Below are 14982 nucleotides of genomic sequence, written 5' to 3'. Positions count from 1 at the left end.
ATATAAAATAAAAATATCTACATTTGAAAACCTGAAATAAACACAAAGACTCAAAATATACTCGAATTATCCTTAATAATCCATTATTTACCCATATAATTTTAATCATTATGAGAAAAACATTTCTAGGAGTACTCGTTTTTATGAGTCAATTGATTTTTGCCCAAGGAATCGAGGTAATCAGTACCAAAGCCCTTACACTCGACGGGCAAGGAGTATTTCTCCCGAAGATAAGTCCGAAGGGGGATTGCGTTCTAGTAACCAACGAAGACATGAGCGGTCTGAAAAAATTTGATCTTGCAACCGGGAAATTGACGACCATTACCAATGACCGAAGTGCTGGGTTTAATGCCCAATTTTCCGAAGACGGCTCTACCGTAATTTATAGAAAGAGCGAATATAAAGGGAAACTTCGCTACTCATCATTAAACAGTGTAAATCTACAAACCGGGAAAACAGAACAACTAGTAAAACCTACCCGAAATCTAGAAGGTGTGACTGTAAAAGGAGGTACGGTTCTCGCTGTAAATAATGGCAAACTTATTTCTAAACGGATTGCCGGTAAAAAGCTGAAAAACCTCCCGGCTATCCCAAGTATTAAGAACAGCCAGCTTTACATTACAATCGATGGAAAAACAAAGCAACTCTCTCCCAACGGAACGAATGTAGGATATTTATGGCCATCGGTTTCTCCCGATGGGGGAAAACTTCTCTATTATGTCATTGACGAAGCGAAAGCATACGTCTGCAATATAGATGGAACAAATCCGGTTTCTTTGGGGACATTGCGTGCACCGGTCTGGTTAGGTAACGATTGGGTTGTAGGCATGGTAGATTATGATAACGGGGAAATCGTTACTTACTCCCAAATATTCGCCGTTACGTCACAAGGCACTCATCGCACGGCATTGACAGATCAATCAAAAATCTGCATGTACCCTTCTGCATCCGACGATGCTTCCAAAATCGTCTATACGACACAAAATGGAGAGATATTTTTAATGAATGTAGCAACCTCAAAATAATTAATCACCATGAAACTCAACAAACTTCTATCGATATGCTTAGGAATAACGTTAGCATTTTCGGTAAGTGCAAACGATCTAAGCGAGGCCAGAATATATATTAATCCGGGGCACGGCGGTTGGGGGCCTAACGACCGGCCGATGGCAACGATCAATTATGCTCAAATGGATACCCTCGGATTCTTCGAAACAAATACGAACTTGATAAAGGGAATGGCCCTAAGGGAAGAGCTCGTAAAAGCCGGAGCCGGATATGTGAGAATGTCGCGCACGGTAAACGGTGTTGTATCGGCCGATGATGAACACAAAACCGAAAACGACAAATACATCGAGACTCAGCCCGGAGAAAGTGGAACTCAACAGTTAGTTACCCTATCGGTGATTTGTCAAGATGTAGAGGCCAACAATATGGATTATTTCATTTCGATCCATAGTAATGCTGCAACTGAGGGGAGCAGTACGAATTATCCACTGATTCTCTATCGAGGGACCGATTCGGAATCGGGAAACGGATTGACAAACGCCCGCGATATGGCTCGTGCCGCATGGCCATATGTCAACAAGAACGAAGTTACCTATAAATCCTATTATACCGGCGAAAACGACAACAACAGCCGGGGCGACATATCTTTCTATGGTAGCTCGTCCTCAAACAGCATGGGATATACCGGTTATCTCGGTGTTTTGAAACACGGGTGTGACGGCTTCCTTTGTGAAGGCTGTTTCCACACCTATCAACCCGAACGACAAAGGCTTCTCAACAAAGACTACTGCAAACAAGAAGGTATGCGATATGCTAGGGCCATACGTGCATGGTTCAACGACGATAGCGAAACTACCGGCTGCATTATGGGAACTGTTAAAGATAAATATAACACTCTCGAACACGACCTCTATAAATACAAAATCAATTCGATCGATGCCTATGCTCCCTTGAACAACGTAACTGTTATTCTTCAAAACGAGAACGGTGAAGAAGTAGGCCGATATACAACCGATAAAGAATATAATGGATTATTCGTATTTACCGATTTGACTCCCGGAAACTACAATCTGGTATTCGACATCGAGGGATTCTGGAAAGAAACCGAACCAATCGAAGTCATCGTCAATGAAACTGCATTCATTAATAAAAGGCTGACCGATTTGGAACACGAAGAACCCTCTGATGAAGAAATAGAAGAGGAAGTGCTTGATTATCCACACCCCGACCAAGACGGAGATATTGCAGCAGCGGCATATTACAATCTCACCAAAGAAACAGAAATTACCGACATCGAAGCCTTGAATGGACTTACCGTACGTCGGGCAATACTGCGAGACAACAAATATTATGTATTGGCAGTAGATGAAAATAAACTTCCTAAACTCTTGGTTCTAAATCCAGCAACCGGAGAACTCATTAAAGAAATGAGTACCGAAGGTCTTGTAACCGAAGGTTATAACGGGAAAGAATTACCCTATATACTATCCGATATCGCCTTTACTATCGATGGCGTGCTTATTGGGACAAACTCGACGGTCATCGGCAAAGAAGGCAATGCGTATCAAACCGGAGACTTTTACGTATATAAATGGCAGGGAAGTGAAACGACCTCGTTAGAAGATTCAGCCCCGGTTGTCGTCGCTACATTACAAACGAATACAAGTGCCAGCCTCGCAGCCGCCGGAAATAACAACTCCAACTATATAGCCAACACCATCGCTGTAAGCGGCACGATCGACGATTTCCAACTGTATTTCGACTCCCATGCCGGAAACGCTTGGAATACGGCATACGGTATCAGATATGTATGTTGGAACATTAAAAACGGAGAAGTGGCCGGATTCCAGAAAAACGATACGGACTTCGACGAAAGTCAAATCGGAGAAAAAGCCCATATCACACTCTCGCCCTTAGCAAAAAGTAGATTGATCATAGACGGTACACTCACGGCCCCAAGAGAATTTTTAATGGACTGGATGAGCGATCAGGGAATCATGCTAGCCGATTTCTCGGATAACATTCCGGTAGAGTCATACGGAGCGAATTATTTCCGTTACGCCGATAAAATTTATATGAGCGCACCCATTTGTGAAAGTCAAGGAGATGGAAATTATTCTTATAAAGTTCGTTTATATGACATTACGAATGGAATAGATCAAGCCCAAAACATCGGAGATACCGAATCTTTCATCTCCACTACGGGACTTTCTCCAATGACAAGTGTAGGAATCGTAGATAATTCCGATATAGATATATACCTGTTGGCTGGAAACAAAATCGTAAAATACACGACCAAAGGCATGGAGCAATCCGAATCTCCCGCCCGTATATTTGCATACGGTTTATCCTATAACGAAACAGAAGACGGATATACTATCAACTTCAACTTAAACGAGGATGCCACATCTGTAAACTTGATATTGAATAATCCAGAAACAGGCGAAGCTGTTCAAACGATTGCATTAGGAGCGCTACCAAAAGGAGCGAATCAGACTACTATATCCAGAGCCGATCTTCCTGCCGAAAAGCTGAATTGGAGTATTCAAGCCATCGCCGGAAACGTCACGAAATTTACGAAAATATCCGACGACAGTCCTCTATACCAGTACTATGCGCCATACGGTGTCGCCATCGATAAATCACCTGAAAGCGACTACTTCGGACGTATCTATATAACGAACACTGCTGCCGGAACAGTAAGTGCAGGAAATCCTTCACAAGCCCAAACCTCGACAGTGGGTGTGTATGTACTCGGTGCAGACATAAGCGATATTACTCAACAAGGCTCCACAGCTTATAGCGGAACCATATCTTGGAGCGGAGAAACCGGTATGGGTCCGAAAAAAGCAGCCGTAGCATCAGATGGACGAGTATTCCTATGCGACGCCAGCCCGAACAACGCAGGTATTTACCTGATGAACCCCGAAACCTTTGATATTTCTTCTATATTTACAGGAGCTACAAATTCGAATGGCAGCCTAATGATAGGAGGCAAATATGTATGCGGCCAAATAACAGCCGTAGGTATTCGAGGAGAAGGTGCTACAACTCAACTTTATGCCATAGATAAAACGGCTTCGGGTTCATCTTGGAAAAAATTTATCAACGTCTATAACATCGGCGAATCGAATACATGGACAACTGCGCCCAACGAATCGAAAGCCGCCAGTAGTTACGTGGGCAACGACAACAGCAGTATCGTTCCCGTTTCTACCGGATATTGGGCCGCACAATACAGAGGTGGCGGAAGCAACTCTCCCGCAAATCCATGTATGTTCTATTACAGCGATCAATACCAAGATGCCGTATTTAATACAGCCGAGCCCAACATCATCGGTGAGTCGACCCAAAACGGAGCTCTCGCCGTCAATGACAAAGAACAGCTTATAGCCCTTAGCGTAAATGGCGGAGTGGCCGTGTACTCTTACAAGATGAAAGAGGGAATACCTTCTGTCACGGAAAAATTCCGAAAAGAAATTGCCGAAATGGGCGGTTATGTTAATGATTTCGAATTCGACTATGCCGGGAACTTATATGCGGTATCCAATGCCGGTGAGAGATTAGCCGTATGGGCTATGCCTACCAGTGACAACAGTTGTGTGACACCCGCAAAGAAATCATTGGTATTGAACAATATATATACAGGCATAGAAAACACCGTAAGCATTTCACGTATATCGCCCAACCCCACGACGGGAATCATTACGATATCTGCTCAAACTACAATCGAAACGATCGAAATATATAATATAGCCGGTTCTCTGGTAATGAGACAAGCCCACGTAGGTACGACAACTATTTCTCTCGACCTTTCCGATCTTGCTGACGGTATGTATTTTGTAAAAGTGAACGATGGTAAAGCCGTGAAAGTCATCAAAAAATAAAATGCTAAACTACCCCGACTCATCTCTTTGAATAATAAAGAGATAGTCCTACACAAAATCCCCCGCTCTTTTTCAAGGCGGGGGATTTATACATTTCTGTTAATTACGATCTCTACTTTTATTACCTATTTTTATTTCTCTCGCCTTAAAAAGACAAACCTAGTAACAGGCCCCATCTTACATTTGAAACTCCCCCATAAGTTCGTATGTGTCTGGTTCATAGCCAAAACGGAAAAACAAAGAGAACACACCGAGCAAACGAAAAATATCAGACCCGTAGTAGAAAGAATATCACCCAATCCCACCAACGGAGAAACGATACCTCCAAAAGCAAAACCTGCTGCACCGAACAATGCTGAGGCCGTTCCCGAATTGGCTCGCTCACAATCCATGGCCAAAGTCGTAGAAGCCGTAAAAGTCAATCCCATAGAAAAAAGCAACACAAACAGCACAGCCTCATATACAGCAAAATGATATTCGTTACTAAGGATTACAAACTCTACCGCAGACATCATTGTCATACCGACACTACCTAAAAACATCGCATGTTCGGGATTCTTGAATTTTACCGATAATCCGGCAGCCAACCCGATAGCCAATGCATTGATTCCGAAAAAAAGGCTGAACTCAAAAGCCGAAAAACCATAATGTTGTTGAACGATAAACGGAGAAGAAGAAATATTGGCGAACAATACTCCCATTGCAAAACCCATCTGCAATACATAATAAACATATCGACGGTTTTTCAATACTATCCCAAAGCCCGATACAAGGCTTTTCAGATTCCCTCGTTTCCGATTATCCACCGATAAAGACTCCTTGAAATGTAAATTGGAGAACAGTAACAAAACTCCGAGAATCAACAGTACGATAAAAATACCCTTCCAGCCGATAGAGTCGGTTAGGAATCCTCCCAATACAGGAGATGCCACAGGTGCGATTCCATTGATAGCTCCTATAATCGCCATAGCTTTGGCCAGCTCCTTACCAGTAAATCGGTCGGTAGCGATAGATCGGGAGACTACGATTCCTCCTGCTCCTGCAATACCTTGTATTAACCGAAAAAATATAAAACCCTCTATGGTGGCAGAGAATATACAGCATACGGTCGATACAATAAACAATGACATGGCGACCAATAACGGAGGTCGTCGGCCGTACCAATCGCTCAAAGGCCCGAAAAAAAGTTGCCCCAAAGCTAAACCTATCATACTGGACGTCAGACCTAACTGAACCATCGAAGCCTGTGTCCCGAAATAATCTGTCATGGACGGCAGACTGGGTAAATACATATCGGTCACCAATGGACCGAATGCCGTCAATGAACCCAACAATATCAATAAAAATATTTTAGAATTCGTATTTCTCATAATTTTACCTCCTAAAAACAAGACAAAATTACCAAGAATGTACAAACCTATCAACTCATGTTTTTGACTAATTAACCTTTTTTATTCAAGAAAAACCCTACTCCACAACTCATTAAAATTCAAGTTATTTTAACCTTATGATTGGACAATCTAAACTATTTTAAGCCCAAAGGCATACATGTAATTTCAAATTTCCCGTACGAAAATCCTCTCTTCAAAAATGAAAACAATTTCTAATATCTTCTTAACAATAAGGACTATATCAAAAACATTTTTCACATTTAAAGCCATACTATCCTAAAAATAACTTCATCGACTACATATTAACAGAAAGATACCGTATATTTGTCCCTCAAACTTTTGGATATGAAAAAAATAATAGGACTTTTTATATTCATGGGGCTGCTTTCCGCCACCTCCGTCCAAGCACAAAACTACAATACGAAGTGCTTAGGCATATCAGCCGGATACATGTTCGATACAGAAAACGTACAAGCAGGAGTTTTCATGCATCTCCCCTTTGCAAAAAACTGGCGAGTAGTGCCGTCGGTCAACTACACATTCTCGCACCACGACCTCAACGAATGGGAAATCAACGGGAACATTCATTACCTCATTCCTTTCGCCGGTCGATTCTCGGTATATCCCTTAGCCGGTATCGCGTTTCAAAGTTGGAGGGGAAATGCGTTACAAAACGATAAGGAACTCTCCAATACCCGAAATAAATTCGGAATAAACGCCGGAGCCGGATTCGAAATGAGCATTTCCCGCCACCTAAACCTACATATAGAGGGAAAATATATTTTCATAAACGACTTCAATCAGGCTAATATTTCCATTGGTCTCGGATACAAATTCTAATTCCCCATGAGTTTGTCTCCCTCCCGACGTTTCCATGTCGTTTCTCTGCAAGTCCCTTTTCCACCGGACTATGGAGGGGTTATCGATATTTACTATAAGTTGAAAGCGTTAAAAAAAATGGGCTACGAGACATGGCTACACACATTCCAATACGACCGGAGTAGAGCCGAACAACTGAACGAAGTAGCCGCCAGAGTCTCTTACTATCCGCGCCACCGTTCTGTTATCCGCCAGCTTTCGCATATCCCTTATATAGTTTCCAGTCGCCATTGTTCAAAACTTCTCGACGATCTGCTTTCCGACAATGCCCCCATACTGTTCGAAGGTCTGCATTGCTGCGCCTTTCTGTCCGACAAACGGCTGAAAGACCGTATCAAATTAGTCCGAACGCACAACATCGAGCACGAATATTACAAAGAATTATCCCGCAAGACATCAGGGTGGAAAAAACTCTACTACGAACTCGAAGCTGTCAAATTGGCAAAATACGAAAAGATACTCCTGCATGCCGATGCCATTTTAGCGATCTCCGAGAGCGACCGCTGTTATTTCTCGTCGAGATACCCGCAAATCCCGGTGTCGCTGCTTCCCGCCTTTCACGCATACGCCGAAGTAGCCCCTGCCGGCCCGAAGGAGAACTATATCCTTTATCACGGAAACCTTTCGGTCGAAGAGAACATCGAAGCCGCCGAATACCTGTTACGGCAAGTCGCCCCGCTCACACAAGGCACATCATGGATATTCGCCGGAAAAAATCCCCCGGAAACACTCGTTCGGCTGGTCGAACGGACACCCGGCGCACAACTCATCGCCAACCCCTCGGAAGAACAAATGAACCAGCTTATCGAAAAAGCGGCAGCCAACCTGCTCGTCACATTCCAACCCACGGGATTAAAACTGAAACTATTGAATGCCCTCTTTCACGGAGGACACTGTATCGTAAACAGCAAAATGCTATTCGGCACAGGCTTGGACAAAGCCTGCCTCATTGCCGATACGCCTCAGGCTATGGCTCGCGCTGTCGAAACCGCCTTAAACGAACCTTTCGACCAAGCCAAACGCACCGAACGAATACAGCTGCTGAAAGCGTACGATAACGAAAAGAATATTCATATCCTCTCCGATCTTCTCGAAGAGAAACTCAGGTAAATCACAAATAAACAATCATTCAACCCCTCTCCGCAGAACAAAGTTCTGTGGGTCTCCCCTATTGCTAACGCAACTTCCCGTAAGGCTACGGGACACGGCAGGGGAGAAGGGCTAATACCTTCGATAACGAGAACAGAGTGATGCATATCTCTCTCCCTCTGTGTTCCTGAAAGGAATATAGGGGGAGTGCCCGCAGGGCGAGGGGGTTGAAAAGAATATCAAAAATAACATTTCAATCCTCTCCCTGCCGATAGGGAAAGTACCCGTAGAAAAAAGAAGGAATGAAAATAAACAGTAAAGCCAAAATGTTGAACACCAACACCCTCTTCCCTTGCCGTGTTCCGCAGCATGGCGGGGTGTTTTTGCAACGCAAAATATAGGGGAGGTGTCCGAAGAACGGAGGGGTTAAAGAAAAAGACAAAAAAGTATGGCTATTCTACCTTTACCGGGAAATCCAAAGCCCTCATAAATCCTATATGATTTATGAGGGCTTTCTATGAGGAACACTTCGAATGAGCCTAAAAACAATTCGGCTATACTTTATTTATAATCTTTCAGCATCTCCTGCAAACGTTGACGGGCAAAAAAGATTCGGCTTTTTACCGTGCCCAAAGGCAAATCCATTTTTTCGGCAATCTCGTGATATTTATACCCTGCCACATGCATAGAAAACGGTATCCGATACTCCTCGCTGAAACTATTGATAGCCGTTGTAATCTCCTTCACCGTAAAAGAACCTTCCGGCGACGCGAATCCCGAGTCTTGGGGCAAATTCAAGTGATACAGATCTTCTGTCTGGTCTATAATAGTCTGGTTCCGTACAACCCTGCGATAATTATTGATAAAAATATTTCGCATGATGGTAAACACCCAACCTTTGAAATTGACATTGTCGATATATTTATCTTCGTTGTCGAGAGCTTTAAGAGTCGTATCTTGAAGCAAATCTTTCGCTTCTTCCCGGTTTGCGGTAAGCATATAAGCGAAGTTTAGCAAATTGTCTTGGAGACCTAACAATCTATCTTGAAATTTTAGAGAGTTCATAATTGAAAATTTTGATGATTTTGTAATTCTTGTTTACTACTTATACTACTACTTTGTATTACGAAAATGCATCGAAAATCTACTCATACTAACTACTACAATCTGAAATTTCTACATTCTCCTAAACGTCTTCGAAACATTCAGCTATTTCAAAGGGGCTCAAAAAAAATCTGTTTTCGCAAAATACAATCCCATAATATTGTTCTGATTATTTTTTATTTACTTTGTAACATATTTCTTATCTTTTTTAATTGTGCTTCTTAATATTAAACACATAGGTTCATGAAAAAGTTTCACAAATATATCTTTTTTCTCATATTATTTTTCCAGTATTTTGTATCGAATTCACAAAGCACTGTTTATCAAATAGATATAATCAAAGAAATCGGGAGTACGACTTGGCGATATTTAAGAGCCGGTTTACACCAAGCCCAAGAACAAAATGCAAAAGCCGTCATACTACGGCTGAACACCTACGGGGGAACTGTCGTTCACGCCGATTCCATGAGAACAGCCATACTCAATGCACCCATTCCCGTCTATGCTTTCGTCGACAACAATGCCGCATCGGCAGGAGCACTCATCGCCATAGCCTGCGACAGTATCTATATGCGCAGCAGCGCAAGCATGGGAGCCGCTACGGTAGTCAATGAAACCGGAGCCGCCATGCCCGACAAATACCAGTCATACATGCGGGCGACCATGCGGGCGACGGCCGAGTCACACGGAAAAGACGAATCGGGAAACTGGCGGCGCAATCCGCTCATAGCCGAAGCTATGGTCGACGAAAGAGTAATCGTCCCCAATCTTTGCGATTCGGGCAAAGTACTCACCCTTACGGCAAACGAGGCCATCGCCCAAAAATATTGCGAAGGCATAGTCGATAACGTCGACGAGATCATTTCGCAAAAACTCCGGTACGAGACTTATACTTTACAAGAATTCAAACCCTCGCTCTTCGACGATATCGCCGGTTTTCTCACTCACCCCGCCTTTCAGGCTCTCATGGTAACGCTCATATTCGGCGGTATTTTCATGGAACTGAAAACACCGGGCATAGGATTGCCCTCGGCCATTGCCTGTACCGCAGCCGTACTTTATTTCACTCCGCTTTACATCGACGGATTAGCTGCGAACTGGGAAATACTGCTTTTCGTCATCGGCATCATTCTGCTCATTTTCGAATTTCTCGTTATTCCCGGCTTCGGTATAGCCGGCATTTCGGGCTCCATTCTGATATTAGGAGCACTCATTTTGGCATTAGTCGGGAATGTCAATTTCGATTTCGACTTCGTATCTGCCGCCGACATCAGCAAAGGAATAATAACTGTCATCTCGGGAGTCATTATTTCCGTAGCTTTACTCTTTTGGTTTTTCCAAAAAATCGGCAGTAAAGGCCCTCTCGGACGTTTAGCCCTTCAAGCAGATCAAGCCACAGAAAAAGGATACATCGGAGTTCCCTCCGAATTACAAGAATATATCGGAAAAGAAGGACTCGCGGCAACCATACTCCGGCCCTCCGGGAAAATAACCATCGGCGACAGACAGTTCGATGCCGTAGCCCTTCACGGATACATCGAAAAAGGAGCGGGTATAAAAGTCGTCAAATACGAAAACGCGCAGCTCTATGTGATCGAAATCAAATAAAAAAACGTTATAAGAAATTCAATATGAAATTCATCGGTATTATTCCGGCTCGCTACGCCTCTACCCGATTCCCCGGGAAACCGCTGGCCGACATGAAAGGAAAATATATGATTCAACGAGTCTACGAACAAGCCCGCAAAGTCCTCGACAATGTATGTGTCGCCACTGACGACGACCGAATATTCAACGCCGTGGAATCTTTCGGCGGGAACGTTGTCATGACATCGGCCGAACACCGTAGTGGAACAGATCGTTGCTTCGAAGCCTACAATCGTCTGGGCGGAAACGAAGACGTAATCATCAACATTCAAGGAGACGAACCGTTTATCAAACCCGAACAGATCGAGAGCCTCATCGCTTGCTTCGATTCGCCTCAAACCCAGATAGCGACCCTCGTGCGCCCCTTCGAGGTAACCGAAGGTTACGAGGCCCTCGCCAATCCCAACTCTCCGAAGGTCATTCTCAACGACAAAAACGAAGCACTCTATTTCAGCCGTTCGATAATTCCCTATATGAGAAATATATCCCCCGAACAATGGCCCGATAAACACGTTTACTACAAGCACATCGGCATGTATGGATACAGAGCCGACATATTGTCCCAGATCACCCAGCTACCCCAGTCGTCGCTCGAAATCGCAGAATCGCTCGAACAACTCCGGTGGCTGCAAAACGGCTATACGATTAAAGTGGGCATCACCACACAAGAAACAATCGGTATAGATACCCCCGATGATTTACAAAAAGCACTCACTCTACTCTGAAAATTATGACGTTAGACCGAACAACGACACCGCCTGTCGGAACATTTCCGCCCCTATCCCTGCCCGCACCCGGCATCCATGCTTTATCGAACGACATCGAAGTCATCGCCTGTAATCGGGGTGACGAAGACGTGTGCCGCATAGACCTTATGTTCGAAGGAGGTTACTATACCGAACAGAAACCGGGCACAGCCGCCCTCACCTTATTGATGCTCAAAGAAGGCGCTGCTGGAAAAAGCTCGGAAGAGATAGCCGAATCATTCGACTACCACGGAGCATGGCTGCAAACCTCCGCATCGAGTCACTATCTCTATGTCACGCTCTACACGCTCAATCGGCATCTCGATACCTGCCTATCTCTACTGGCAGACATCGTTATACGACCCGATTTCCCGGAAAAAGAATTCACCCGGCTCAAAGAACGGCGTCTCCAACAACTGCTCGTTCAGAAAGAAAAAGTAGACGTCCTCGCCTCCGAGACTTTTCTCTCTATGATTTTCGGGGACAAGCACCCTTACGGACGGGCTGTCACCCCCGACCATATAAACCATATCACAACCGAAGACCTCCGAGACTACCATCGGCAGCACATCGCTCCCGGGAGATGTCGTATCTTCATCGCCGGAAAAATCACCGGGAAACTTCTCGATAATTTGGAACTCCACTTCGTCCACACATGGAATGTACCCTCTGTCGATTCTGCGATAATCCCCGCTTTCCCCATACATCGTGCCGAAAATCCGATAATAGTCACCCACAAAGAAAACGCCCTCCAATCCGGAATCCGAATGGGACTGCCGGTCATCGGCCGGGAAAACCCCGATTTCTTCGCCCTGAAACTACTCTGCACTATACTCGGCGGATATTTCGGCAGCAGACTCATGTCCAACATACGGGAAGAAAAGGGCTATACCTATGGCATATCCTCCTCTATCGCAGCCATGCGATACGGAAGCTATTTAACCATATCGACCCAAACCGGAACCGAATTCACCCGCCCGCTCATCGACGAAGTCTTCGTCGAAATAGATCGACTCAGAAACGAGCCCGTCCCGACCGACGAGTTCATCACCGTACAAAACTACCTGAGAGGAGACATGGCTCGTACTCTCGACTCCCCCTTTTCCATAGCGGACTACTACCTTTCATTGAAAGCCAACGATCTCCCTGTCGAATATTTTGCGCAGCAAGACGAAGCCATACGGCAACTGTCACCCGGCGATCTACTATCGACAGCACAAAAATATCTCGTCCCCTCACAATTCTACATAGCCGTCGCCGGAGACAAAAACAAAATTCCCCCGCTCTCCCTACCTTGATAAATTCTTTCTCCTCTACCACGCCCCCTATTGTTACTCGACACCCCAATGCTACGGGGGGTGGCGTTAGCCATATAGAGGAGGTGGCACGTAGTAACGGAGGGGTTGAAAACGGCATCTCATCAGCCGGTTTATATTGGACATTTAACTCCCTCGCCCGATGGGCACTCCCCCTATACCGCTACGCGACACAGGGGGAGAGGGCTAAAATGCGCTTCAAATATTTGAAACTCCTCCATTGCCGTGCCCCGTAGCTTTATGGGGTATTTCTGTTTCACTATCGGAGACATTTAAAACTCCTCCCCTGTGTTTTGTAACGCAAAATATAGGGGAGGTGGCACGTAGTGACGGAGGGGTTGAAAACAGCCCCTCATCAACCGATTCATATCGGATAAATCACATTTTCACCATACGTTTGGGGGACCCGCTCCAAGAGCAACCCATACAATAAACTGTTTCAAGATCGAAACCATCAAGAGTCTCGCCCTCTTTGCGGGCAACGACTACCCCTCCATCGGTCACATACACCGCTCTACGCTCTCCCTTACCGTTCTTCACATACATCGAAGACACTTTACACTGCGGACAAAGCAATTTTCTCATCGTACAAATAGTTTACCCAATCGATACCGAATATACAAAAAAAGGACCTCGGAAAAAACAATTCTTCCAAAGTCCCTTTTTCAATCACTTATAAGAAATAATCCTTGACAATTACCTCTCACCCAGTTTCTCGTCCATATACAAAATACTGGCTTCGTCTTTACAACGTTTCAACTTCTCGACAATGCCCAAAGCCGTAGCCTCTTCTTCTACTTGCTCACGCACATAGCCCCAGAGAAAATCTTGCGAAGCCTTATCCTTTTCGGAAGAAGCAACATTTACCAACTCGTCGATAAGAGAAGATACATGGCACTCGTGTTTATAAACATTTTCAAAAGCATCGAGCACACTCTCCCATTCCTGAGGAACGACATCTATCTTATCTACTTTGGCCACACCGCCACGCTTCGATACATAATCGGCCAAGTTGTAAGCATGCTCCAACTCTTCCTGAGACTGTTTTCTCATCCAACTGGCAAATCCGTCATATCCCAATTTTTTGAAATAAAACGACATCGATAAGTAAAGATTCGACGACCACATTTCAGCCGCAATCTGAACGTTAATGGCTTCTTGTAATTTCTGTGAAATCATAATGGTTTATTTTTATATGTTAATACTCATTTTCATTACATATTGATAATATACAAAAATTATACCATCACATAATAATAAGACTTTACCATAACCTAAAAATAAAAACCAAGACAATACAACCTCTTTAATGACATAATTGCAGAATCATTTTGTCCGAATTTGACATTCTTTGAGACGGATTACAGAATACAAATACATAGAATACAACTACCAATAATCCTATAATAAAGCCAGCAAGAACCCACGATTTGACAGTAGAGTCGACACGTAGCGCATCATCGTATCTACGGCTATCGGAGTAATTATTTATTTCAAGGTATAAAGCAACGCTCGCCCGGATTTTGTCATTGAGATTCTTGCAGGTTTTGTTTCAGCCCCTTCGCCCTACGGGCACTCCCTCCTATATCGATTGTTGCGATACAGAGGGAAAGGATTAAATGTGTTGCTTTGAACGGTCTTTTTATCTTTTCGGTTCTTTGTGAGTATTCCCCCCTTCTCCCCTGTATTGCGCAGCAATATAGGGGAGAGACAGAGGAGCGGCAGCGACGAAGAGAGGGGTTAAAAAAGAAGCACATAGGATTTTTTTGTAGAACTAACCCCCTCGCCCGATGGGCACTTCCCCTATACCGCTGCGCGGCACAGGGGAAGAGGTTTAAAAGTGTCGCTTCGAATATTTTAAACTCCTCCATTGCCGTGCCCCGTAGCTTTATGGGGTATTTCTGTTTCACTATCG

The 14982-nt window shown here is 44.3% G+C and carries 11 protein-coding genes; 7 read left to right on the top strand and 4 right to left on the bottom strand.

The features are described from left to right. Window positions 1–143 precede the first annotated feature (143 nt). Both QVD32_RS11020 and QVD32_RS11015 read left to right on the top strand, forming a co-directional pair. Window positions 144–1025 carry a TolB-like translocation protein gene (locus tag QVD32_RS11020; protein WP_229033638.1) on the top strand — a complete coding sequence of 294 codons (882 nt, stop codon included), beginning with the start codon at window positions 144–146 and terminating at the stop codon, window positions 1023–1025. 9 nt (window positions 1026–1034) lie between these two features. Further along, on the top strand, window positions 1035–4895 hold the full coding sequence (locus tag QVD32_RS11015) for a T9SS type A sorting domain-containing protein (RefSeq protein ID WP_118687510.1): 3861 nt from the start codon (window positions 1035–1037) through the stop codon (window positions 4893–4895). A 131-nt stretch (window positions 4896–5026) separates the two neighbouring features. Here QVD32_RS11015 and QVD32_RS11010 read toward each other — a convergent pair whose 3' ends face one another. Further along, window positions 5027–6265 carry a multidrug effflux MFS transporter gene (locus tag QVD32_RS11010; protein ID WP_118687509.1) on the bottom strand — a complete coding sequence of 413 codons (1239 nt, stop codon included), beginning with the start codon at window positions 6263–6265 and terminating at the stop codon, window positions 5027–5029. A 366-nt stretch (window positions 6266–6631) separates the two neighbouring features. On the opposite strand from QVD32_RS11010, the gene QVD32_RS11005 reads away from it, so the two are divergent. Beyond that, window positions 6632–7126: an outer membrane protein gene (locus tag QVD32_RS11005; RefSeq protein WP_118687508.1), complete on the top strand. Its 495-nt coding sequence runs from the start codon at window positions 6632–6634 to the stop codon at window positions 7124–7126. A 6-nt stretch (window positions 7127–7132) separates the two neighbouring features. Further along, on the top strand, window positions 7133–8275 hold the full coding sequence (locus tag QVD32_RS11000) for a glycosyltransferase (protein ID WP_021891937.1): 1143 nt from the start codon (window positions 7133–7135) through the stop codon (window positions 8273–8275). A gap of 540 nt (window positions 8276–8815) precedes the next feature. On the opposite strand, the gene QVD32_RS10995 is transcribed toward QVD32_RS11000, so the two are convergent. Then, window positions 8816–9319 (bottom strand): RNA polymerase sigma factor, encoded by a 504-nt coding sequence (locus tag QVD32_RS10995; RefSeq protein WP_008861166.1) that lies wholly within the window; start codon window positions 9317–9319, stop codon window positions 8816–8818. A 282-nt stretch (window positions 9320–9601) separates the two neighbouring features. Here QVD32_RS10995 and QVD32_RS10990 point away from each other — a divergent pair, with 282 nt between their 5' ends. The 3 genes from QVD32_RS10990 to QVD32_RS10980 are packed head-to-tail and all read left to right on the top strand — an operon-like array spanning window position 9602 to window position 13049. Next, a complete protein-coding gene (locus QVD32_RS10990) occupies window positions 9602–10966 on the top strand; it encodes an NfeD family protein (RefSeq protein ID WP_021891938.1) in 1365 nt (454 codons plus the stop codon). A gap of 23 nt (window positions 10967–10989) precedes the next feature. Next, window positions 10990–11730: a 3-deoxy-manno-octulosonate cytidylyltransferase gene (gene kdsB / locus QVD32_RS10985; RefSeq protein ID WP_021891939.1), complete on the top strand. Its 741-nt coding sequence runs from the start codon at window positions 10990–10992 to the stop codon at window positions 11728–11730. Window positions 11731–11735: 5 nt separating this feature from the next. Continuing rightward, window positions 11736–13049, top strand: coding sequence for a M16 family metallopeptidase (locus QVD32_RS10980; protein ID WP_021891940.1), 1314 nt, complete (start codon window positions 11736–11738; stop codon window positions 13047–13049). Between the two features lie 396 nt (window positions 13050–13445). Here QVD32_RS10980 and QVD32_RS10975 read toward each other — a convergent pair whose 3' ends face one another. Then, the gene (locus QVD32_RS10975; protein WP_008861170.1) at window positions 13446–13652 is read right to left on the bottom strand and encodes a hypothetical protein; all 207 of its coding nucleotides are present in this window, start codon (window positions 13650–13652) and stop codon (window positions 13446–13448) included. Between the two features lie 111 nt (window positions 13653–13763). Next, window positions 13764–14246 (bottom strand): ferritin, encoded by a 483-nt coding sequence (locus tag QVD32_RS10970; RefSeq protein WP_118687507.1) that lies wholly within the window; start codon window positions 14244–14246, stop codon window positions 13764–13766. Between the last annotated feature and the right edge of the window lie 736 nt (window positions 14247–14982).

Origin of the sequence: Barnesiella sp., from assembly GCF_022723415.1 — a bacterium.
Classification (GTDB): domain Bacteria; phylum Bacteroidota; class Bacteroidia; order Bacteroidales; family Barnesiellaceae; genus Barnesiella; species Barnesiella intestinihominis.
Note: the sequence above shows the minus strand (reverse complement) of the source record. Positions and strands in the feature narration are given on the sequence as shown.